Source organism: Microbacterium sp. W4I4 (assembly GCF_030816235.1).
In the GTDB taxonomy this organism is placed as follows: domain Bacteria; phylum Actinomycetota; class Actinomycetes; order Actinomycetales; family Microbacteriaceae; genus Microbacterium.
Map to the genome: position 1 here is coordinate 2,751,294 of NZ_JAUSXT010000001.1, position 22,702 is coordinate 2,773,995.

Below are 22,702 nucleotides of genomic sequence, written 5' to 3' on the forward strand. Positions count from 1 at the left end.
GGTCGCCCGCGATCCCGCCGCAGGAGGCAGGAAACAGAATGCTCGACGAAATCGATCTGGACGAGGAGCACCTCTCTGTCTACCGCGCTCTGCTCACCCTGTCTTCGGCCGGCGCCGCCGAACTGGCCGAACGCTCGCAGGTGGCCGTCGAGCGGGTGGAGGTGATCCTCGATGCGCTGGAGCGGCGCGGGCTCGCCGCGCGACGCGCATCCGACCCCGACCTGCTCGTCGCCTCGCCACCCGCACTCGCACTGCGCCCGCTGCTCGCCGAGCGCGAGCGACGGCTCGCGCAAGCGCACGGCGCGCTGAGCGAGTTGAGTGACCTGTACCGCGAAGGGGCGGCGTTGCGTCACGCGCCCGACGTCGTCGACGTCGTTCGGGGGGCGGATGCCGTGCGCCAGCGCATCGGTCAGCTGCAGGCCGCCGCGGCCGAACGCGTGGACGTCTTCGTGCTGAGCGATGTGGCGCTGATGGACTCCGCCGCCAACACGGAAGAGGGCAGGGCGCTCGCCCGCGGCGTCGAGTACCGGGTGGTCGTCGAGGCGGACGTGCTGGAGCGTCCAGGATTCCTCGACGCCGCCCGCGAGGCCTACGCGTACGGGGAGGAGGTCCGTGTGCTTCCGACGCTGCCCACCCGACTGTTCCTCGTGGACGGTGAGCTGGCTCTGCTGCCCACGTACTCGCGTAACGAGGGGAACGTCACCGGCGCGCTCCTGGTGCATCCGAGCGGCCTGCTGGATCTGGTGACGGCCATGTTCGAGCAGTACTGGCGAATGGCCACGACACTCGTCGACGAGGCGATGGAGAGCAGGGAAGTGGAGCAAGGCGTGGACCATGCCCTGCTGAAGCTGCTGCTGCTCGGGATGACCGACAGCGCGGCCGCGGCGCAGCTCGGGATCTCCGTGCGCACCGTGCAACGTCGTGTCGCGGAGCTGATGGATCATGCCGGAGTGTCGACACGATTGCAGTTGGGGGCCGGCGCCGTCCGCCTCGGCTGGGTATGACGCGCCCCACGGATAGAATGGGTATGCCCGTGATCACGGGCCATTCCCCGCAGCATGCGACCATTGGAGCCACCGTGGCCGAACAGTCCCGTCTTGACAAGGTCATCGCCCTCGCCCGCCACCGCGGGTTCGTGTTCCAAGCGGGTGAGATCTACGGCGGTTCGCGTTCCGCATGGGACTACGGCCCCCTCGGCACCGAGCTGAAGGAGAACATCCGCCGGCAGTGGTGGCAGACCTTCGTGCGCGGCCGGGGCGACATGGTCGGCCTGGACTCGTCGATCATCCTCCCCAAGCGCGTCTGGGAGGCCTCCGGCCACGTCGCCACCTTCACCGACCCGCTGGTGGAGTGCCTCAGCTGCCACAAGCGCTTCCGCGCCGACAACCTCATCGAGGACTTCGAGGCCCGCAAGGGTCGCAAGGCCGAGACCGGCCTCGCCGAGATCCCCTGCCCGAACTGCGGCAACAAGGGCCAGTACACCGAGCCCAAGGCGTTCTCCGGCCTGGTGAAGACCTACCTCGGCGTCGTCGATGACGAGTCGGGCCTGTACTTCCTGCGCCCCGAGACCGCGCAGGGCATCTTCGTGAACTTCTCGAACGTGCTCACCGCCTCGCGCAAGAAGCCGCCGTTCGGCATCGGCCAGGTCGGCAAGGCGTTCCGCAACGAGATCACGCCCGGAAACTTCATCTTCCGCACGCGCGAGTTCGAGCAGATGGAGATCGAGTTCTTCGTGCCGCCCGCCGAGGCGCAGGAGTGGTTCGACCACTGGGTCGAGGCCTGCTGGGCCTGGTTCGAGGACCTGGGCATCGACACCGACAACATGCGCCGCTTCGACGTGCCCGAGGACGAGCGCGCGCACTACTCGGCCGGCACGATCGACTTCGAGTACCGCTTCGGCTTCCCGGGCAAGGAGTGGGGCGAGCTGATGGGCGTCGCCAACCGCACCGACTACGACCTGTCCAGCCACAGCGAGGCGTCCGGATCGTCGCTGACCTACTTCGATCAGGCATCCGGTGAGCGCTACACGCCGTACGTGATCGAGCCCTCGTTCGGTCTGACCCGCTCGATGATGGCCTTCCTCGTCGACGCGTACGTCGAGGAGGAGGTGCCGAACGCCAAGGGCGGCACCGACACCCGCACCGTGCTCAAGCTCGACCCGCGCCTGGCTCCCATCAAGGTGGCCGTGCTGCCGCTGTCGCGCAACGAGCGCCTCTCGCCGCTGGCGCGAGAGGTCGCCGACTCCCTGCGCGGCCGCTGGGCGATCGACTTCGACGACGCCGGCGCCATCGGCCGCCGCTACCGCCGCCAGGACGAGGTCGGCACCCCGTTCTGCGTCACCGTGGACTTCGACTCGCTCGACGACAACGCCGTGACCGTGCGCGACCGCGACACCATGAGCCAGGAGCGCGTGCCCGTCGCGGAGCTCGAGGCATACCTGGCCGAGCGCCTGCGCGGCGCCTGAGCCGCAGGGGGAGTCCTCGCCCCTGCATAGCTACCCCGCCCCTGCTGATTCACGTGAATCAGCAGGGGCGGAGTCGTTCAGCAGGGGCGGGGGCGTTCTGGGACTGGCGTGACGGTTGCGCAGTGCTCGGCCTGTTCGAATGGCGCGGTCGGTCTCGGTCGTGATGCACGACCTCACCGCGGCGGTGCGGTGGATTCTCGGATGACGAGGTCGGAAGCGAGCTGAACCCGCGAGTTCGCGACGCCCTGATCTCGCGACATGGCGATCGCCATCCGGGTCGCTTCGGTGGCCATGCCCTCCAGAGGCTGACGCATCGTGGTCAGTTGCGGTGTCACCCACTGGCACAGTTCCACGTCATCGAATCCCACGACCGAGAGATCATCCGGAATCGCCAGACCGCGGGCGCGGGCCGCCTGGTACACCCCGTAGGCCTGCTCGTCCGAACTGCTGATGATCGCCGTCGGGCGCTCCGCCAGGTCGAGCAGCTCGCCGCCTCGCAGTGCGCCGCCGGCGACGAGGGAGTCGCCCTCGCGGACCAGACTGGGATCGCTGGAGACGCCGGCTCGGCCGAGCGCGGAGTAGTAGCCGTCCAGGCGGTCCTGGTGGCAGGTCTGATCGATCGGGCCGGTGATGAATCCGATGCGCCGGTGCCCCAGTGAGAGCAGGTGCTCGGTCGCGTCGCGGCCCGCCTCCCAATCGGTTGCAGAGACGTTGGGGAACGAGTCGGTGTCGACGCCGAGGGGGTCGATCATCACGACGGGGACGTCGAGCTTCGCGAACAGCTCCTTCGCCTCCTGAGGCAATGTCGACACGACGAGGACGACTCCGTCGGTGCCGCGCTTGGTCATATGGCTCACCCAGTCGGGCGCGCCCGGAGGGCGCTGACTCGTGGTCGTGACCACCAGGTCGACTCCGGCGCGCGTCGCCTCCAGTTGCGCTCCGCGCAGGAGCTTCATCGCCCACTGCGTCTCCAAGCCGCGGATGACGAAGTCGATCACGCCGGTCTCACGACGGGTGCGGTGGCGGCGTTCATAGCCGCGCTCGTCGAGCAGGCGCTCGATCGCGTCGCGCTTGACCGAGGAGATGCCCTTCCGGCCGTTGAGGACGCGCGACACCGTCGCGACAGATACATCTGCCGCCGCAGCGATGTCGGCGAGCGTGCTCCTGTCGTTCATCCTGTGACGTCCTCCCTCGGCGCTGACGCGCTCCCATGATTCTAGCGATACGTTACGTGAAAATTACGTTGCAAGTTTACGTGCAAGTCTGATAGAACTTAACCGAAAGTTGCGATCTGCATCGCAAGCCTGTCAATGAAGTGGGCGAAAGGAACCCGGATGTCGAAGTGGATGTCAGCGCGACGAGGCGCCATTGCTGTGCTCCTCGCTGCAGGAATGGTGACGCTGGCGGCTTGCTCGAGCGTCGGCGGCGCTGCCGTCGAGGACTCGTCGACCGCCAGCAAAGGCAACATCGTCTGGTGGGGGTGGACCCCTGACAAGCCGGTGGCCGACTCGTTGATCGCGAAGTTCAACGAGGAGTACCCGGATATCAAGGTCGAGTTCGTGTCGAAGCCGATCGACGCGTACGACTCGCTGATCGGTCCGGCGATCACGTCCAAGGACGGCCCGGACGTCTTCAACCTCGCACCCGGCTCCGCCAACGGCGGCGTCGGCATCTTCTCGGCGGGCGCGATCGATCTCACCGATGCCGTGCAGGACTCGCTCGGCGAGGGCTGGAAGGACAAGCTCGCCGCATCGGGCGTCGACGGCCTCACGGTCGACGGCAAGCTCGCCGCACTGTCGGCCGGCGCGGTCTACTCGGGCGGTCTGTGGATCAACAAGGACATCTTCGACAAGTACGGCCTGACCGCACCGACGACCAGGGATGAGTGGCTGTCAGTCTGCAAGACCCTGACCGCTGCGGGAGAGGGATGCTTCATCCAGGGAGCCGGCCAGAACGGCTTCAACCAGGACACCTTCGAGGCGATCATGGAGAACGTCGCCCCGGGCGCGTACGTCGACGCCTCGCTCGGGAAGCGCAAGTACACGGATTCCGAGTTCGCCGAGGGGCTGAAGATCTGGAAGTCCCTGTTCGATGACGGCATCATGCAGGAAGGCGCCGTCGGGCTTCAGCAGTATCCGGATGCCAACAACGCGTTCATGAAGCAGCAGTACGCGATGATCATGATGGGCTCCTGGTACACCCAGTACACCGTGCGCGACATCATGGTCGGCGCGATGGAAGCGGCGGGAGTATCGAACCCTGAGCCGTTCACCATGGTCCCCGTGCCCTTCCCCGACATGGCAGGAACAGGCGACGTGGGCAACATGTTCGGCGATGCCGACTACGGTCTCGCGGTGAACACCCAGTCTGATCAGCAGGCAGCGGCGAAGACGTTCGTCCTCTGGCTGACGACTTCGGAGGCCGGCCAGCAGGCCGTCGCCAACACGCTCAACGACATCCCCGCACTCTCCGGGGTGCAGCCGGAGTGGGACGGCATCGAGCTCGTGAACACCGAGGTCCAGAGGCAGCTCCTGATGGACTACTCCGACCAGGCGGGCGCGTCGACCCAGCCGCGCTACGCGACGATCAACCCCGACGCTGGGTTCGAAGACGTGCTCAAGGGAGTCGCTACCGGGTCCATGTCCGTCGAGGAGGCGCAGAAGACCCTCCAGGACGCGCTCGACGGGAACTGACAGTCAACCTCTCCTCCTCCTTGGGGGCGCGGTCATCGCGCCCCAAGGAGGAACTGAATGGAGCTCACCATGACACTCGCCCCCGACACCGAGGCGATCGTGACGGGCCGATCACGATCGCCGCGCACGCTCCGCAGGACACGGAACCAGGGCAGCGGAGGGATCCTGTGGATCCTGCCCGCACTCGTGCTCGTCCTCGGAATGATCTACTTCTCCATCGGCTACACCGGGTTCGTCTCGCTGCGCTCGTGGAACGGCTTCATCCTCAGCCCTTCGGAGTTCGAGGGAGGGAAGAACTTCGCGAGGATGTTCGGCGACCCGGTGTTCTGGAACGCGCTGGGTCACACACTGATCTTCTTCGTCGTCACCTTCACGGTGCAGACCGTCATCGGCTTCACCTTCGCGGCGATCATGCACTCGCGTCTGAAGCTCAAGGCCGTGTACAAAGTGATCATCTTCGTGCCGACCGTGCTGGCTCCGGCGACGATGGCGCCGGTCTTCCGCTCGATATTCGATGCTCACGGACAGTTCAACGATGTCCTGCACGCGATCGGGCTCGGGTCGCTCGCATCGCCCTGGCTCGCGAACGAAGCGACTGCGATGCCGGTGATCATGCTGATCACGGTGTGGCAGTGGACGGGGCTCACCTTCATCCTCTTCTTCGCGGCCATGAGCCAGATCGACAGCGAGGTGCTCGAGGCCGCCCGTCTGGACGGCGCCGGCAGCATCCGCACTCTCGTGTCGATCGTCTGGCCGATGTGCAGCGGCACGACGATCGCCCTCGCCACCCTCGGCATCATCGGTGCGCTCAAGACGTTCGACGTTCCCTATCTCGTGACCAAGGGCGGGCCCAATCACGCGACCGAGTTCCTCGGCACGTACATCTACCAGGAGATGGTGCAGGAGAAGCACTTCGGGTACGCGGCCGCGCTCTCCGTCGCCCTGCTCGTCCTGGCCATCGGCGGCGGCGTGCTCACCCGCCTGCGTTCTCGACGTGAGCGAGGAGTCTGATGTTCGATATCCGTTCTCGATTCGGCCGATTCGGCATTCAAGCCCTCGCGACCGTCATCGCCGTGCCCTACCTGCTGCCGCTGGTGGCGATGGTGTCGGGTTCGCTGGCAGGCCAGGGCCTCGGCAACTACAAGAAGGTGTTCGACACCGGGGTCGTGCCGTTGTACTTCCTCAACAGCGCCATCGTCTCGGCGGTGTCCATCGCGCTCGTGTACGTGTGCACGATGCTGGCCGCCTTCGGATTCGCGAAGCTCCGCATCGCCGGCAAGGAGGTCTACTTCTGGCTGATCCTCGTCGCGCTCACGATGCCGGAGGCCGTACTGCTGACCCCGCTGTTCGTCACGGCGTCGACCTTCGACATGTACAACCAGCTGATCGCAGTGATCCTGCCGCTCACCGCTCTGCAGGTGCCGTTCACGATTCTGCTCGCCCGGGGCTTCTTCGAGGCGCTGCCGTCTGAGCTGCTCGAGGCCGGTCGCGTCGACGGCGCGAACATCGTGCAGGTGTTCTTGCACATCGTGCTGCCGCTGACGCGGCCGATCGCCGGGGCGATCGTGGTGCTGACCCTGATCAACGCATGGAACGCCTACCTGCTGCCGCTGCTCATGCTGCTGGACCCGCAGAAGCAGGTGGTGACGCTGCTGCCGACGTTCTTCATCAGCCAGTACACGAACGACCAGACAGGGGTTCTCGCCTCCGCCGTCATCACGGCGCTTCCGATCATCGTCGCGTATCTGCTGCTGCAACGCAGCTTCGAACGGGGCCTGGCGGCTGGAGCACTGAAATGAGTCCGCGCCGACTTCTGCAGGGACAGCTGGCCGTCATCACCGCCGGCACGGCGGGCATCGGGCTCGCCATCGCCGAGCGATTCATCGCGGAAGGCGCCACCGTGGTCGTCACGGGCACCAGCGCGGAGCGGGCGGATGCCGCGGCCCGCCACCTCGGCCCGCAGGCCCACGTGGTGATCTCGGATGCCGCCGATCTCGAGGACCGAGCCATCGAGGAGTGGCTCCGCGACGACAGGCGCGCCGTCGACGTGCTCGTCGTCAACGCGGGCCGCGACATCGCGTCGACGCGCATCGTCGACACGACGTCGGGGGACTTCGACACCGTCGCCGATCTCAACTTCCGCGGCGGGTTCTTCACCCTCCGCACCATCATCCCCCTGATGAGCGACGGCGGTCGCATCGTGCTGGTGTCATCGATCGCCGGCCACAACGGAGGCCCTGGCCACGCGGTGTACAACGCGACGAAGGCAGCCGTGCGCTCCCTCGCGCGGACGGTCACCGCCGAACTGCAGGATCGGCGCATCCGTGCGAATGCCGTCAGTCCCGGACCGACGGACACCGACGGGTTCGATCAGTTCACCGGAGGGTCGACGGAGTTCCGGGACCGCATCATCGCGCAGATCCCGGTGGGGCGCGTCGGACGCGCGGATGAGGTGGCAGCGGTCGTGACATTCCTCGCGAGCGAGGAGTCGAGCTTCGTCGCCGGCGCCGAGATCGTGGTCGATGGCGGGATGAGCCAGGTCTGAGACCTCGGCACCGCTGAATTCAAGAAAGGCAACGAAGAACGAATGACAAGCCCAGTGAAATTCGCCGTCGTCGGCAGCGGTTGGCGATCGAAGTTCTACCTCCGACTCGCTGCCATGGCCCCGGAGCGGCTGGAGGCGGTGGCCGTCGTCACCAACTCGGATGCCGCTGCGGAAGCGATGGCCGCGGAGTGGCGGATCCCGGTATTCCGCGCCCTGGACGATGCGGTCGCACTGCGCCCGGACTTCGTCATCGCGGCGGTCTCCTGGCCGGCGATGCCCGGTGTGATCGAGCAGCTCGTCGTTTCGGGAACGCGCGTGCTGGCCGAGACACCGCCGGCGCCGACGGCAGACGGCCTGCGCGAACTGTGGGACAGGATCGGATCCAGCGGTCTCGTCCAGGTCGCCGAGCAGTACATGCTCATGCCCGGCCATGCCGCGCGGAAGTCCGTCATCGACCGCGGGGTCATCGGCGCCCCGACCGCAGTGCAGGTCGCATCGACGCACCTCTATCACGCGACGTCGCTGATGCGCTCGATGCTCGGAGCGGGGATGTCCGAGGCCGTCGTCAATGCCCGCCAGTTCACGGCTCCGCTCGTCGACCCGCTCGTCTTCGACGGGTGGCGTGAGGACGCGCAGCCGGAGCCCCGACGCAACACCATCGCGACGCTCGACTTCGGTGAAGGCCGGATGGGGCTGTACGACTTCGTCGACAATCAGTGGTGGAACCCGCTGCTGTCGCGCCGCATCGTCATCCGCGGCAGTCATGGCGAGATCGTCGACGACGCGGTCACCCGTCTCGTCGACGGTGCTCCGGTGACCTCGCCGCTGTCGTACCGCCGGACCGGGATCGACATGAACCTCGAGGGCAACGACCTCAGGACCATCGCCTTCGACGGAGCGGTCGTGTACCGCAACGAGTGGGTGGGCACGCGCTTCTCCGAGGACGACATCGCCGTGGCGGCGATGCTCGTCGAGGCGGGGGCGTGGGCGCGCGACGAAGGCCCCGAGGCCTACTCGCTCGCTGAAGCATGCCAGGACCACCTACTGGGTCTGGCAATCGAAGAATCCGCACGCACCGGCAGGGACGTGCACGTCATGAAGGAGGCCTGGGCCTGATGCCACTCGTCACAATCGAAGTGTCCGAATCCATCTCGGCGGAGACTCGGCGCAAGTACGCCGATGCGATCCACGAGGGGCTGGTGGAGGGGCTCGGCATGGATGCGGCCGATCGCTTCCAGGTCATCCACCCCCTGCCGGCGGGGCACATCATCGCCGATCCGAACTATCTGGGCGGCGAGCGCCGCGAGGTCGTGTACATCCGCGTGCAGATGGTGAGCATGTACGACAAGGAGACCAAATCGAAGATGTTCGACGCCGTCGCCCGTCGCCTGGAGGCCGAGGGGGTGCGCCCTGATGACGTCTTCGTGGTGATCACGGAGAACCTTCTCGAAGACTGGTACCCGGGCGCGCGGGGTGCGCGATGACCGTGCCCCGCGTCGCCGGCGACCTCGCCCACCGGTTCGAGACCTTCGAGCTGCGTCTCACCACGGTTGACGGGAGTCCTCTTGCCGGTGCCGAGGTCGAGGTCGAGCAGACGAAGCACGCGTTCGGGTTCGGCAACATCGGGTTCGACTTCGTCGGCCTGCTCGGGGGTGTCCCGGCCGAACCGAATGCGGACGCCGCCCGGTTCTTCGGCGGGGCCGAACCGGCGCATGCCGAGGGCATCCTGCCGCGGTGGCTCGATCTGTTCAACATGGTCACGTTGCCGTTCTACTGGCGTGGGTACGAGCCTCAGCCGGACGCGGTCGATCTGACCCGCCTTCGCGCGACGTCCGAGTATTTCGCCGCACATGGGGTCGACGTCAAGGGGCATCCGCTGGTCTGGCACACCCTTGCCCCGACGTGGCTGCTCGAACTCGAGGACGACGCGGTCGAGCACCGCCTCCGCGGGCGCGTCACGCGCGAGGTCTCCGAGTTCGCGGGGCTCATCGACCACTGGGATGCCATCAACGAGACGGTGATCCTTCCGGTCTTCACCGCGGAGGAGAACGCCGTCACCCGGCTCGCCCAGACCCGCAGCAGGGTGGACATGGTGCGGCTCGCCTTCGAGACCGCGCGTGCGGCGAATCCGAACGTCAAACTGGTCCTGAACGACTTCGACCTCTCGGAGGCGTACGAGCACCTCATCGAGGAGTGCCTCGACGCCGGCATCCGCATCGACGCACTCGGGCTGCAGACGCACATGCACAAGGGCTTCCGCGGCGAGGAGGAGATCTTCGAGACGATCGAACGGTTCTCCCGCTTCGGCCTGCCCATCCAACTCACCGAGACCACGCTGCTGTCCGGGGACATCATGCCCCGGCACATCACGGACCTCAACGACTACGTCGTCGATTCGTGGCCGTCCACGCCCGAGGGGGAGGAGCGGCAGGCTGACGAGATCGTGCGGCACTATCGCACGGTCATGTCGCACCCCGCGGTGGAGTCGCTCACCTACTGGGGGATCACCGACGCCGGTTCGTGGCTGGGGGCGCCGGGCGGACTCATCCGCGCGGACGGATCGCTGAAGCCGAGCTACGAGGCGCTGCACGGGCTGATTCGCGGCGAGTGGTGGCACGAGGCGCGATCCCTGCGCACTGACGCCGACGGCGTCGTGCGGGTGCGCGGCTTCGCGGGTGAGTACCGTGTGCGGCAGGGCGAGTCGGATGCCGGGTTCACCGTGCCGCGCGGCGGAGGCCGTGCCGCGGTGACGGTCGGCGGCATGATCGGCGGTGCGGGGGAGTCGCGCGATGGCCGCTGAGAACATCGGGCGGCAGATGCGCAGCGCCGAATGGTACGGCGGCGAAGACCGCAACGGCTATCTACACCGGGCGTGGATGCGTCGCGGCATCCCCGACCATGCGTTCGACGGGCGGCCGAACATCGCCATCGCGAACACCGCATCCGATCTCGCGCCGTGCAATAGCCACCTTGACGAGGTGGCGCAGAGCGTGAAGTACGGCGTCTACGAGGCCGGGGGCATCCCGTACAACCTCCCGATCCCGTCGCTGGGCGAGACCACGGTGCGCACGACCGCCATGCTGTGGCGGAACATGATCGCGATGACAGCGGAAGAACTGCTTCGCGCGAACCCGGTCGACGGCGTCGTGCTCCTCGGCGCGTGCGACAAGACCATCCCCGCGCTTCTCATGGCGGCAGCCTCGGTGGGCATCCCCGCAGTGGTGATCCCCGGCGGACCCATGCTCAACGGATCGTTCCGGGGTGAGGCACTGGGATGCGGCACCGATGTCTGGAAGCTCAGCGAGGAGGTGCGGGCAGGACGACTCGACGACGGCATCTTCCGGGAATCGGAGTCGGCGATGATCCGCAGCCGAGGCACCTGCAACACCATGGGGACGGCGTCGACGATGGCGTGCGTCACCGAGGCGCTCGGGATGACACTGCCCGGCGTCGCCGGGATCCCGGCATCCGACAGCCGCTTGCTGCAGAAGGCGCATGAGACTGGAGCTCTCGCGGTCGAACTCGTGCGCGCCGGCCGCACCCCCGACCAGATCATGACGAAGGAGGCGTTCCACAACGCGATCCTCACGCTGTCGGCGATCGGGGGATCCACCAACGCGGTGGTCCATCTGCTGGCGATCGCCGGGCGGGTCGGGGTGGATCTCACGCTCGACGACTTCGACCGGATCGGCAGGGATGTGCCCTTGCTGGTTAATCTGCAGCCGGCAGGGCGCTACCTCATGGAGGACCTCTTCCGCGCAGGCGGTCTGCACGCCGTGCTCGAGCAGATCCGCGATCGGCTGGAGCCGGAGGCGATCACCGTCACCGGGCGGACGCTCGTGGACACGATCTCGGGAACGGTGTGGGACGCCGACGTCATCCGCACTCCGGACGCGCCCCTGCAGGAGGATGCCGGGCTCGCCGTCGTCCGCGGGAACCTCGCACCCGACGGCGCGATCGTCAAACCGGCAGCGGCCACCCCGGCACTGCTCACCCATCGCGGCCGCGCGGTGGTCTTCGACTCGGTGGAGGACATGCACGCCCGCATCGACTCGCCCGATCTCGACGTCGACGAGTCATCGGTGCTCGTGCTCCGCGGCTGCGGACCCCGCGGCTACCCCGGCATGCCGGAGGTGGCGAACATGCCGCTGCCGAAGAAGCTCCTCGAGCAGGGCGTCCGCGACATGGTGCGCATCTGCGACGGCCGAATGAGCGGAACCGCGTACGGCACGGTGGTGCTGCATGTCGCGCCGGAGGCCGCGGCGGGTGGACCGCTCGCCCTCGTCCGCGACGGCGACCTCATCGAGCTCGACGTACCCGCACGTCGGCTCTCGCTGCTGGTGCCGCAGGAGGAATTGGATGCGCGCGTGCCTCCGGCGGCGTTCACCGATCAGCTTGCCGCTCCGCGTCGTGGGTGGGAGCAGATCTACGTGTCGCACGTCAACCAGGCCGACACCGGCGCGGACCTCGACTTCCTCGTCGGGGCGAGCGGCGCCGCCGTACTGCGCGAATCCCACTGAGGCCCACCGTTCGAGAGGACACCCCATGAGCGCCATCCCGCTTCGTCACGCAGAGACGGCACCGTCCGTGGGCGGCTTCGCCACCTACCCGAGCCTTCACGGCAAGGTCGCTCTGGTCACCGGAGGGGCGTCCGGAATCGGCGGCGAGGTCGTGCGGCAGCTGGCATCGCAGGGCGCCACCGTGGCGTGCCTCGATCTCGCGGAGCCCGAAGATACCGCGGATGCCGCGGACGAGCATCCGTCCGTCCGATTCCTGCGCTGCGACATGCGCGACATCGCCCAGGTGCAGGCGGCTGTGCAGGCCGTCGGCGAGGAGTTCGGACGGATCGACATCCTCGTCAACAACGCCGCCCGCGACGATCGCATCCCCTTCGATCAGCTCGACGTGGAGCGCTGGGACGAGCAGATCAACGTCAACGTCCGGCACCATTTCTTCACCACTCAAGCGGTCGCACCCTGGATGCGCGCAGCGGGCGGCTCCGTCGTGAACATGGGCTCGATCAGCGCCCACATCGATCTCCGCGACCTCGCGGGCTACGTGACTGCGAAGGCGGGGATCGAGGGCCTCACCCGCATACTCGCCAGGGAGCTCGGTCCGGATCGCATCCGGGTGAACTGCGTCATCCCCGGCTGGATCATGACCGAGCGCCAGCTGCGGGACTGGGTCACCCCGGAAGCGGAGACACTCATCGAGTCGAGTCAGGCGCTCGCCGAGAAGCTCGGGCCCGACGACGTCGCCCGGCTGGTGCTCTGGCTCGCCGCGGACGATTCACGGCTGTGCACCGGGCAGCGGTGGATCGTCGACGGCGGCTGGATGTGAGCTCAGCCGGCGAACTCGTGGACAACGGCGCCGGTGGCCCCGGGATCCACGGCGAAGAGCCCACCCGCGTGCTGCTCGGGCGTCTCGAGATGCTGACGTGACGTCGTGATGTACAGCGTGCGACTCTCCGGCCCGCCGAACGCGCACGAGGTCACGTTCACCGCAGGCACCTCTACGACGGCATCCAGCGCTCCGCCGACGTCGTAGCGGCGCACGGCGCCGCCACCCCACATGGCCACCCAGAGGCCGTCCTCGGTGTCGATGCTCACGCCATCGGGCATCCCCTGGTCGCCGTCGAACGCCACGAACGAGCGGCGTTCGCCGAACGCGCCGGAAGTCGGGTCGTACTCGTACGCCCAGATGCGGCCCTCGGCAGTGTCGGCATGGAACGCCGTCGTTCCAGCGGCATCCCACACGAGTCCGTTGGGGATCGTCACGGACTCGAGCGCGACGTGCAGCGAGAGATCAGGATCGAGGCGGTAGAGCCGACCGCCTCCGGCGCGCCCGTCGTAGGCCATGCTTCCGCAGAAGAACCGTCCCGAGGCATCGCAACCGCCCTCGTTCATGCGCACGTCGGTTGCATCGAACACGGCTATCTCTTGGACAGGGGAGAAATCATCATCGACGAGGGCGAAGCCGCGCTCGGTGGCGATGACATGGCCGCCCTGCCTTCGCGAGCGGATCACTGCGGCGACGTCGGACACGTGATGCCGAGAGAGCGACTCGCGTTCCCAGGTCATGATGTCACCGCGGAGCAGGTCGACGAACCGGATGCGCTCGGCACGCGAATCCCAGAACCCACCCTCGCCGTGGAACACGCCGTCCGTGTCGATGCTGACCAGTTCCGCCTTCATGAAGAGCTCCCCTGAGAGTTCCGCCACCCACAAATGTTGCCAGATGGAACTAATCTGTTGTGTCCAACCCTACCCAGCGCGACGGCCGGCTGCGCGCATCGTGCTCCTGATCGCCGAGCCGTCCTTGGACCCCGGAATGCCTCAGCGCACCAGCGGATGCTCCGTCCCGAGCGCCTCGAGCTTCTGCGGGTTCGCGGTGGAGAAGACCCGCGAGATGCGGCCGTCTGCGACGGTGAAGCTTACGACCGCCATCAGTGCGCCTCCGACCTCGATGCGCGCCGCGAGCCGGCCGTTGGCGACGATCGGCTGCACGCGGTAGTCGACGTCGAGCTTCGCGATGCTGCCGCGCAGGAACGCCACCACCCGCTCCGCGCCGACCAGCGGCACCCGCGCCGCGCCGCGCACGAGGCCGCCGCTGTCGGTCACCGAGACGACGTCGGGCGCGAGGACGTCCATGAGCGCCTGCATGTCGCCCGAGTCCAGCGCCGCGACGAAGCGCCGCACGACGCGATCATGCTCCGACGCATCCACCTCCATCCGAGGCCGGCGGGCGGCCACATGGTCACGCGCGCGATGCGCGATCTGCCGCACCGCCGCAGACGTCTTGTCGACGGCATCCGCGATCTCATCGAACGGCACGTCGAACACTTCGCGCAGCACGAAGACGGCGCGCTCCACGGGAGTGAGCGTCTCCAGGACGGTGAGCATCGCGAGCGACACGCTCTCGGCGAGCACCACGTCGTCGGCGACATCCGGAGAGGTCATCAACGGCTCGGGCAGCCACGGACCGACGTAGTCCTCACGCCGGCGCGAGACCGCACGCAGGTGGTTCAGCGACTGCCGCGTGACGATCCGCACCAGGTAGGCGCGCGGCTCCCGCACGGTCGACTGATCGACGCCCGTCCAGCGCAGCCAGGACTCCTGCAGCACGTCCTCGGCATCCGCCGCCGTGCCGAGGATCTCGTACGCGACCGTGAACAGCAGGCCGCGGTGGACGATGAACGGGTCGTCGAATGCCGGATCCGCCGTGCTGCTCATGACTGTGACGCTACGCCGCCGGACGTCCGGGTCGCCAGAGGCGCCAGCCCACAGGCATCCGCCAGTCCGTCGGATCGGATGCCGAGGGCGACGTTCGTGCGGGCGGTGGCGTTCAGGAAGCCGACCTTCGCCGCGAGCTCCAGCAATGCCGGAGCGCCGAGCTCTGCGAGCAGGGCGTCGGAGAGCTCATCGGTGACGGTCGGCGGCGTCTGGCTCATCGCCTCGGCGTACTCCATCACCCGCCGCTCGAGGGGCGTGAACCGGGTGGACTCGCGCCAGATCGGCACCTCGCGGGCCTTCTCCTCGTCGAGCCCGTGGTCGCGGGACATGAAGTAGTGCAGGTCGAGGCAGAAGCTGCAACCCACCGTCGCGGCGCACGCCATGGTGGCGAGAGTGCCGAGACCCTTGTCCAGCTCGCGCCACTTCTCGACCCGTCCGCCGAACTTCATCATGTCCATCATCACCGGCCGGTGCTGCCACATCACGCCGAGAGAATCCGGCACCTTGCCGAGCATCTTCTTCGCGGCTGCCTTCACGACCGCGCCGTACAGTCCGGTCACCGGTGTCGTGGGGATGCGCGTGCGCTCCATGATCAGTTCTCCTTCGACGGCACGTGTCTCGTGCCTTCGACATGAGACACCACCCGCAGTCGGGATGTGACAGCAGCCCGGGAGCAGCTACTTCAGGACCACCAGTGTCCCCGTCTCGGTGAACTCGCGGTCGATGTCGGCGTTGGGCTTGTACGTCGCCAGGCTCACCACGACCGCGGCGATCAATGCCAGCACGAACCCGGGCAGCAGCTCGTACAGCTCGAACCAGCCGCCCTCGAGCGCGCCCCAGGCGAACACGGTCACCGTGCCGACGACCATGCCGGCCAGCGCGCCCCAGTTCGTCAGCTTGCGCCAGTACAGGCTCAGCAGCACGATCGGGCCGAACGCGGCGCCGAATCCCGCCCATGCGAAGCTGACCAGCCCGAGCACCGTGTCGTTGGGGTTGATCGCGAGCAGCATGGCGATGATCGCCACGCCGAGCACGCACAGCCGTCCCAGCAGCACGAGACGCTTCTCCGAGGGAGGCGTCTTCTTGAGCACCTTGTAGAGATCCTCGACCAGCGCCGAAGAGCACACGATCAGCTGGCTGGAGAAGGTGCTCATGATGGCAGCCAGCACCGCGGCGAGAACGAGTCCGGCGAGCAGCGGATGCAGCAGGGTCTGCGCCATCGTCAGCAGAACCAGCTCGGGGTCGGCGAGGCTGATGCCCTCCTTCTGGATGAAGGCGACGCCGATGAGACCGGCGAAGACCGCTCCCGTCAGGGACAGCACCTGCCAGCCGACGCCGATGCGACGGGCGGTCTTGGCCGCCTGCGGCGTGCGCAGAGCCATGAAGCGGACGATGATGTGCGGCTGGCCGAAGTAGCCCAGTCCCCATGCCAGCCCGGAGAGGATGCCGATCAGGGTCACCGAGGTGAGTCCGGTGCCGCCGAAGAAGTCGAACTGGGTGGGATTCACCGTGCTGATCAGGGAGACGGCCTCGCCCCAGCCGCCGACGGCGATGACGGCCGCCACCGGGACGACGAGCACGGCGACGCACAGCATGATCCCCTGCACGACGTCGGTCAGCGATGCTCCGAGGAATCCGCCGAACAGGGTGTAGCTGAGCGTCACGGCTGTCACGAGCAGCATGCCGACGATGTAGTTCCCGCCGTCGAACGAGCTGACGAAGAACTTGCCGCCCGCGACCATCCCGGACGACACGTACAGCGTGAAGAAGACGAGGATGATGATCGCCGAGACGACGCGCAGCAGGCGAGTCTTGTCCTTGGTGCGGTTCTCGAAGAAGCTCGGGATTGTGATCGAGTTCTCCGAGGTCTGCGTGTACGCGCGCAGTCGGGGCGCGACGACGAGCCAGTTCAGATAGGCGCCGATCGTCAACCCGATCGCGATCCAGGCCTCGATGAGTCCGGTCAGGTAGATCGCACCGGGCAGGCCCATGATGAGCCAGCCGGACATGTCCGACGCGCCGGCGCTCAGCGCCGCCACCCACGCGGGCAGATCTCGACCGCCGAGCATGTAGTCCTCGTGGCCGCTGGTCTTCTTGTAAGCGCTGTAGCCGATGTACAGCATCGCGGCGAAATAGATGCCGAGCGCGATGTAGAGCCAGAACTGGTCGGACATCATCGTCCCTTCCTGTCGTTCGGAGACGAGCGCCGACGGTGGTGATGATCGAATCGCCGGGCGCCGGCGTTCTCGCAGTCCTTTCAGCGTTCACTGAATCGACGTGGATGTAAAGCGAGTGATGGCGAACGATACCCTCAGGCAGAACCGATGAGTCGGCGTGCTCAGCCCCGCGCGATGCGCAGCGTGCGGACCTCGAAGGGGTGCAGCGACAGCTCTCCACCGGTGCGTGCCGGCTCCAGTTCATCCTCGATCAGCGAGATCTCGCGGATGCCGGTGTGTGCGAAGCTCACATCGAGCGCACCGCGCGTGCGCCGGCCGAGCGACTCGTACACGCGCACGATCACGTCGCCCGAGCGGTCGTCGGCCAGCTTCACCGACGAGACGACGATGCCCGTGCCGGTGACCGACACCAGCGGCTCGACCTCGTTCGCGCCGCGCACTACGCTCGGCAGGGCGTTCAGGCGGATGCCCTCGGCGGTCGCGATCTCGGCATCCGCTCCGATCACCAGGCCGACCTCGATCTCGTGCCGGCCGTGGTCGGTGTCGGGGTCGGGGAAGCGCGGAGCGCGCAGCAGCGACAGCCGGATGGTGGTCGTGACGTCGTCGCCGTCCGCATCGCGTGTGGTGTCGTAGCCGTAGATCGAGTCGTTCACGAGCGCGACGCCGAAGCCGTCGTCCTCCTGCGCCAGCACGAACCGGTGCATCGAGGTCTCGAACTTCGCCGCCTCCCAACTGGTGTTCACGTGCGTGACACGGCGCTGGAAGCCGAACTGCGTCTCGGCGAGCGTCTCGCGGGCGAACAGGTCGAGCGGGAAGGCGAGCTTGAGCAGCTTCTCGGTCTCGTGCCAGTCGATGTCATTGCGCAGCAGAACCGTCCGCGAACCGGGCGCGAGCACGATCGTCTGCGTCAGGCGCGACTCCGAGAAGGCGCGCTCGACGACCACCGTCGCGACACCGCCCTCGACGGATGCCGTGATCGACGACGCCGCGGTGAGGTCGTCGACCCGGTTGCGGTAGTAGCGGTCGATGTCCCACGCGTCCCACATGTTGGGGAAGTCCTGGTGCAGCTGGAACAGGTTCGCGGGCCTGCCCGCGGGGATCGTCTCGCGACCGGATGCCAGGTCCACCGCCGAGGTGATCAGGCCCTCCGCGGAGATCGTGACGGAGACGAGATCGTTGGAGAGGACGAAGCCATCGGCGGTTTCGGTGAGGGAGGCGGATGCCGGATTAGACACGACCTCGGCCGCGCCGAGGGCCCGCCCGCCGCCGACCGAGGTCGGGGTGAAGACGAGTGCGCGATCGCCCTCGCCGGCCAGCGCCTTCCGCGCGGCGGAGGCCAGGTCATCGGCATCCGACAGCACATCCGAGAGCACCTCGACGGCCTCGCGGTGCACCCACGCGATCGACGTGCCGGGGAGTATGTCGTGGAACTCGTGCAGCAGCACGAGCTGCCACAGCCGGTCGAGCTCCTCGTACGGGTACGGGGTGCCCAACTGCACGGATGCCGTAGCCGCCCACAGTTCGGCCTGGATGAGCGCCTGTTCGGCCCAGCGGTGCAGCGCCTTGGTGGCGTGCTGGCTGGTGAGCGTGCCGCGGTGCAGCTCGAGGTACAGCTCGCCGACCCAGACAGCCGGGTCGGTCAGCTCCGCCTTGGCATCGTCGAAGAAGGCATCCGGATGCTTCCACTCGACCTGCGCGGCACCCTCGAGCGACGCCATGCGCGATGCCTTGCCGGTCATCTCGCGGGTGGTGCCGCCACCGCCGTCGCCCCAGCCGACCGGGGCGATCGACATGGTCGCCTTGCGGTTCTCCTTGAACTGGCGGCTGGCCTTCGCGACCTCCGAGCCGGACAGCTGCGAGTTGTAGGTGTCCATCGGCGGGAAGTGCGTGAACATGCGCGAGCCGTCGATGCCCTCCCACAGGAAGCTGTGGTGCGGGAAGACGTTGCGCTGGTTCCAGGAGATCTTCTGCGTGAAGAACCACTCGAACCCGGCCCGGCGCATCAGCTGCGGCAGGGCGGGGGAGTACCCGAAGCTGTCGGGCAGCCAGACGCCCTTCGAGCGGATGCCGAACTCGCGTTCGAAGAAGCGCTGACCGTGCGAGAACTGGCGCACCAGCGATTCACCGGTGGGCATGACCGTGTCGGACTCGACCCACATGCCGCCCAGGGGCAGGAAGCGGCCGGCGGCCACGGCATCCTTCACCCGTGCGAAGACCTCGGGGCGGTGCTCCTTGATCCACGCGTACTGCTGCGCGCTGGACATGCCGTAGAGGAAGTCGGGCTCCTCGTCGATCAGCGTGGTCATCGACGACGTGGTGCGGGCGACCTTGCGGATCGTCTCGCGCAGCGGCCACAGCCAGGCCGAGTCGATGTGCGCGTGACCGATCGCGGCGACGCGGTGCGCGCTGGCATCCGCGGGGGAAGCCAGCACGTCGGTCAGCTGCGCGCGGGCAGCCGGCGCGGTCTCGACGATGTGTTGCAGGTCGAGGTCGTCGAGCGCGTCGTCGAGGGCCTGCAGGATGCGCATGCGCCGCGGCGAGGTCTCGGGCAGCTCGGCCTGCAGCTCGATCAGCACCTCGAGGTCGAGGGCGAGCTCGAACACCTCTGTCTCGAAGATCGCGAGGTCCATGTGGCGCACCCGGTAGAGCGGCTCGGGCGAGGAGGTGCGGATGTCGCCCTCCTGCGTCGGCAGGAAGGGGTGGTAATCCAGCAGCACCGGGTTGGAGGCGCCCTCGAGATAGAACGCGACGGCCTGACCCGCCTCGGCCTCGATCGCGACCCACTGATTGCGCGGGTTGATGCTCTTCAGCGGCGTCCCGTCCGGACGGTACGCGAGCGCCTCGCACTGGAACCCGGGCATGTTGATGTCGAAGCCGAGGTCGATGATCGCCTCGACGCGCTTGCCCGCCCAATCGGCCGGGACCTCGCCGCGCAGGCGGAACCATGTGGTGCCCCAGGCGGGGCCCCACATGCTGCCCGCGGCGAACGGCTCGTAGTCCAGGGCGAGGCCGTCGGCGGGGGCGATCGGCTCGCCGGGGAGGACATGCGCGGCGATCTCCAGCGGCACCCGGGAGGAGTGGATGGCGGGGCGGATGCGCTCGGTGAGGACGCGGTTCACGCGGCCGACGGTGAGCGAGGTCTCTTCGTGCACGGTGGCGCTCCTTCGCGATGGGAGAATGGGGGCGATCGGGCCGGTGCGGGCCCGATGGGCCGGTCCCAACTAAAACGATCTAGTACGGTGAGTCTATGCCACGGTCCAAGCGTGTCACCATCGCGGACATCGCGCGACTGGCCGGAGTGTCGCCCGGAGCGGTGTCCTTCGCGCTCAACGGGCGTCCCGGCGTCAGCGAGGAGACCAGGCAGCGCATCCTCGCCATCGCGGACCAGCACGAATGGCGCCCCAGCTCCACGGCGCGCGCCCTGGTCGGCTCCCGAGCGGGGGTGGTCGGCTTCGCCGTAAATCGCCCGGCGCGCACACTCGGCACCGAGGCGTTCTTCACCGACCTGATCGCCGGCGTCCAGTCCTCACTCGCGCAGCACCGCATCGGACTGCAGCTGGTCGTCGTGCCCGACATCGGCGAGGAGGTCGACACCTACCGGCGCTGGCGGCGTTCCAACCAGGTCGACGGCGTGCTGATGCTGGACCCGCGCGTCGACGACCCTCGACCAGCGCTGCTGCGCTCGCTCGCACTGCCCGGCATCGTGCTCGGCGGCAGCCCCTCGGGGCCGGACGACTCCGCCACGATCTGGCTGGACGACGCGCAGGCGGCGCACACGGTCTTCGACTACCTCGTGGGCCTCGGACACCGGCACATCGTCTACCTGTCGGGACCCGCCGAGTTCGAGCACGTGCGGCTGCGCTCGGAGGTGCTCGCCGGACTCGCCGAGCGCGGCGTCACCGGCGAGACCATCATCACGGACTACTCGCCGACCGAGGTTGCGACCACGATGCGCACGCTGCTGAGCCGGCAGGATCGACCCACCGCGATCGTGTTCGACAACGACGTCATGGCCATCGCGGGACTGCGCGTCTCGCAGGAGATGGGCGTCGCCGTGCCCACGCAGTTGTCGCTGGCGTCCTTCGACGATTCCGTCGTGACCGGCCTCATGCATCCCTCGATCACGTGCCTCACCCGCGACACGTTCGGCTTCGGCGAGAAGGCGGCCGAGTACCTGCTCGACGTGATCGCGAGCGAGGAGCGGCTGCCCGACCGCACCGGTCCGCGCCCGCACCTCACCGTGCGCGAGAGCACAGCACCGCCGCCGGCCTGAGCCCTGTCTCAGACGACGGTGTTGTTCAGACGACGGTGTTGTTCGAGGAGTACACGCCCACGCCGGAGGAGAGGTCGGGGCGCACCAGCTCGGTGATCCCGCGGCGCGCCAGCAGCGCGGCATCCGCGGCATCCGTCGACGTGACGAAGGCGGCGTCCACGCCGGACTCGCAGGCGTCCACCCAGGCCTGGAAGATCGCGCCACCGGGGCTCATCGCCGCGCGGCTGACCGGGACGTCGCCCTCGTCCACGTCGACCACGATGCCGAGGGCTCGAGCGGGCGTCGCCTGCCGCGCGCGCAGCTCGGGGATGATCTCGGCGAAGCGCCGGCCGATCGGCTTGGCGGCGCCGCCGTTCTCGATCAGGCCGAGCGAGTACTCCAGCTCCGGGTAGTCGGAAAGCTCCCGGCTCACGTCGTGCGAGCACCACCAGGTGACGCCCCAGAGGTTCTCGGTGCGGGCGGCCGAGCGCACGGTGGCCTCGAGGAAGCCGGGCGTCTCGTCGGGGGTGAGGCAGTTCGACGGGGCGCCGACCTCCTGCAGCCAGATCGGCCGCTGCGCATCGACGGCGAACGCGCGGGACAGTTCGATCATGTACTCGCCATGGCGATCGGATGCCGGCGAGCGGCCTCCGTAGCGCTGCGCGGTGCCGTTGAAGATCCAGGAGTGCACGGTCGTCATCGCGCCCAGCCGGGATGCCAGGGCCGGGGTGAAGCCGTGCCCGTCCATGTACCAGGCGGCGTCGTACTCGCTGTGCAGGTGGTCGCGACCGGGGGCGGTGCGCTCGGCGGCATCCAGCAGCGTGGTGATCCAGTTCGCGGCCTCGGCCTCGGTCACCGGCCACTGGTGCGGGTGCGTCTCGGCCGAGAACTGATTCGTCTCGTTGCCGAGCGTGAAGCCGAGGAAGTTGTCGGCATCGCTCATCGCCCCGCCGAGCTTCTCGACCAGCGCGACCTGGCCGCTGAGGGCGTCAGGGTGCGTGAACATGTTCTTGTCGTGCCAGGTGAACAGCCACGAGGGGATGAAGTCGAAGCTCGACAGGTGCCCCTGGATGACGTCGACGCCGGCATCCATCCCGAACTCCGCCGCCACGTCGACGACCGCGCGCACGTCGGCGATCGCGTCCTCGCGGATCAGGGTGCGGTTCGGCTGCAGCACCGGCCACAGCGGGAAGATGCGCACGTGATCCATGCCCAGCTCCGCGAGTCCCGCGAAGTCGCGGCGGACGGCGTCGAGATCCAGCGACAGCCAGGAGTGCATCCAGTTCTGCGAGGGGGTGTAGTTCGCGCCGAAGCGCAGAGGGGCGGATGCGGACATGAC

At 67.9% G+C, this 22,702-nt stretch carries 19 protein-coding genes; 12 read left to right on the forward strand and 7 right to left on the reverse strand.

The features are described 5' to 3' along the window. The first annotated feature begins 38 nt into the window (after window positions 1-38). Complete coding sequence (locus tag QF046_RS13040; RefSeq protein WP_307370485.1) at window positions 39-1,004, forward strand: helix-turn-helix domain-containing protein; 966 nt, start codon at window positions 39-41, stop codon at window positions 1,002-1,004. 74 nt (window positions 1,005-1,078) lie between these two features. Further along, window positions 1,079-2,464, forward strand: a complete 1,386-nt coding sequence (locus tag QF046_RS13045) for a glycine--tRNA ligase (protein ID WP_307372839.1) — start codon at window positions 1,079-1,081, stop codon at window positions 2,462-2,464. Window positions 2,465-2,637: 173 nt separating this feature from the next. On the opposite strand, the gene QF046_RS13050 is transcribed toward QF046_RS13045, so the two are convergent. Next, complete coding sequence (locus QF046_RS13050; protein WP_307370487.1) at window positions 2,638-3,639, reverse strand: LacI family DNA-binding transcriptional regulator; 1,002 nt, start codon at window positions 3,637-3,639, stop codon at window positions 2,638-2,640. A gap of 159 nt (window positions 3,640-3,798) precedes the next feature. Between QF046_RS13050 and QF046_RS13055 the strand changes: the two genes are divergently transcribed. From QF046_RS13055 to QF046_RS13095, 9 genes are read left to right on the forward strand one after another with little or no spacing between them, the layout of a single operon-like run. Continuing rightward, the gene (locus QF046_RS13055; protein ID WP_307370488.1) at window positions 3,799-5,157 is read left to right on the forward strand and encodes an ABC transporter substrate-binding protein; all 1,359 of its coding nucleotides are present in this window, start codon (window positions 3,799-3,801) and stop codon (window positions 5,155-5,157) included. Window positions 5,158-5,214: 57 nt separating this feature from the next. Beyond that, window positions 5,215-6,168, forward strand: a complete 954-nt coding sequence (locus QF046_RS13060) for a carbohydrate ABC transporter permease (protein ID WP_307370490.1) — start codon at window positions 5,215-5,217, stop codon at window positions 6,166-6,168. After that, window positions 6,168-6,956, forward strand: a complete 789-nt coding sequence (locus QF046_RS13065) for a carbohydrate ABC transporter permease (protein ID WP_307370492.1) — start codon at window positions 6,168-6,170, stop codon at window positions 6,954-6,956. Before QF046_RS13060 ends, QF046_RS13065 begins: the two co-directional genes overlap by 1 nt. Further along, entirely contained in the window at window positions 6,953-7,702 is a 750-nt protein-coding gene (locus QF046_RS13070; protein WP_307370493.1) for an SDR family NAD(P)-dependent oxidoreductase, read from the forward strand. The genes QF046_RS13065 and QF046_RS13070 overlap by 4 nt, the downstream gene beginning before the upstream one ends. Window positions 7,703-7,744: 42 nt before the next feature. Next, the gene (locus tag QF046_RS13075) at window positions 7,745-8,818 is read left to right on the forward strand and encodes a Gfo/Idh/MocA family oxidoreductase (protein ID WP_307370495.1); all 1,074 of its coding nucleotides are present in this window, start codon (window positions 7,745-7,747) and stop codon (window positions 8,816-8,818) included. Next, window positions 8,818-9,186, forward strand: a complete 369-nt coding sequence (locus tag QF046_RS13080; protein WP_307370497.1) for a tautomerase family protein — start codon at window positions 8,818-8,820, stop codon at window positions 9,184-9,186. Before QF046_RS13075 ends, QF046_RS13080 begins: the two co-directional genes overlap by 1 nt. Beyond that, on the forward strand, window positions 9,183-10,502 hold the full coding sequence (locus QF046_RS13085) for an endo-1,4-beta-xylanase (protein WP_307370499.1): 1,320 nt from the start codon (window positions 9,183-9,185) through the stop codon (window positions 10,500-10,502). The genes QF046_RS13080 and QF046_RS13085 overlap by 4 nt, the downstream gene beginning before the upstream one ends. Next, the gene (locus QF046_RS13090) at window positions 10,492-12,222 is read left to right on the forward strand and encodes an IlvD/Edd family dehydratase (protein WP_307370501.1); all 1,731 of its coding nucleotides are present in this window, start codon (window positions 10,492-10,494) and stop codon (window positions 12,220-12,222) included. Before QF046_RS13085 ends, QF046_RS13090 begins: the two co-directional genes overlap by 11 nt. A 25-nt stretch (window positions 12,223-12,247) precedes the next feature. Beyond that, window positions 12,248-13,042, forward strand: a complete 795-nt coding sequence (locus QF046_RS13095; RefSeq protein ID WP_307370503.1) for an SDR family NAD(P)-dependent oxidoreductase — start codon at window positions 12,248-12,250, stop codon at window positions 13,040-13,042. A 2-nt stretch (window positions 13,043-13,044) separates the two neighbouring features. Here the strand turns inward: QF046_RS13095 and QF046_RS13100 are convergent, their stop codons facing one another. The 5 genes from QF046_RS13100 to QF046_RS13120 all read right to left on the reverse strand — a co-directional run bounded on the left by QF046_RS13100 (window position 13,045) and on the right by QF046_RS13120 (window position 20,263). After that, window positions 13,045-13,896 carry an SMP-30/gluconolactonase/LRE family protein gene (locus QF046_RS13100; RefSeq protein ID WP_307370506.1) on the reverse strand — a complete coding sequence of 284 codons (852 nt, stop codon included), beginning with the start codon at window positions 13,894-13,896 and terminating at the stop codon, window positions 13,045-13,047. A 141-nt stretch (window positions 13,897-14,037) separates the two neighbouring features. Then, a complete protein-coding gene (locus tag QF046_RS13105) occupies window positions 14,038-14,934 on the reverse strand; it encodes an RNA polymerase sigma-70 factor (RefSeq protein WP_307370509.1) in 897 nt (298 codons plus the stop codon). Next, window positions 14,931-15,524: a carboxymuconolactone decarboxylase family protein gene (locus tag QF046_RS13110; protein WP_307370511.1), complete on the reverse strand. Its 594-nt coding sequence runs from the start codon at window positions 15,522-15,524 to the stop codon at window positions 14,931-14,933. Before QF046_RS13110 ends, QF046_RS13105 begins: the two co-directional genes overlap by 4 nt. 87 nt (window positions 15,525-15,611) lie before the next feature. Next, window positions 15,612-17,108 (reverse strand): sodium/proline symporter PutP, encoded by a 1,497-nt coding sequence (putP, locus tag QF046_RS13115; protein ID WP_307372841.1) that lies wholly within the window; start codon window positions 17,106-17,108, stop codon window positions 15,612-15,614. A gap of 164 nt (window positions 17,109-17,272) precedes the next feature. Beyond that, window positions 17,273-20,263 carry a glycoside hydrolase family 38 C-terminal domain-containing protein gene (locus QF046_RS13120; protein ID WP_307370513.1) on the reverse strand — a complete coding sequence of 997 codons (2,991 nt, stop codon included), beginning with the start codon at window positions 20,261-20,263 and terminating at the stop codon, window positions 17,273-17,275. Between the two features lie 95 nt (window positions 20,264-20,358). On the opposite strand from QF046_RS13120, the gene QF046_RS13125 reads away from it, so the two are divergent. After that, window positions 20,359-21,384: a LacI family DNA-binding transcriptional regulator gene (locus QF046_RS13125; protein ID WP_307370515.1), complete on the forward strand. Its 1,026-nt coding sequence runs from the start codon at window positions 20,359-20,361 to the stop codon at window positions 21,382-21,384. 25 nt (window positions 21,385-21,409) lie between these two features. Here QF046_RS13125 and QF046_RS13130 read toward each other — a convergent pair whose 3' ends face one another. Next, complete coding sequence (locus QF046_RS13130) at window positions 21,410-22,699, reverse strand: glycosyl hydrolase (protein WP_307370517.1); 1,290 nt, start codon at window positions 22,697-22,699, stop codon at window positions 21,410-21,412. Window positions 22,700-22,702: the final 3 nt, after the last annotated feature.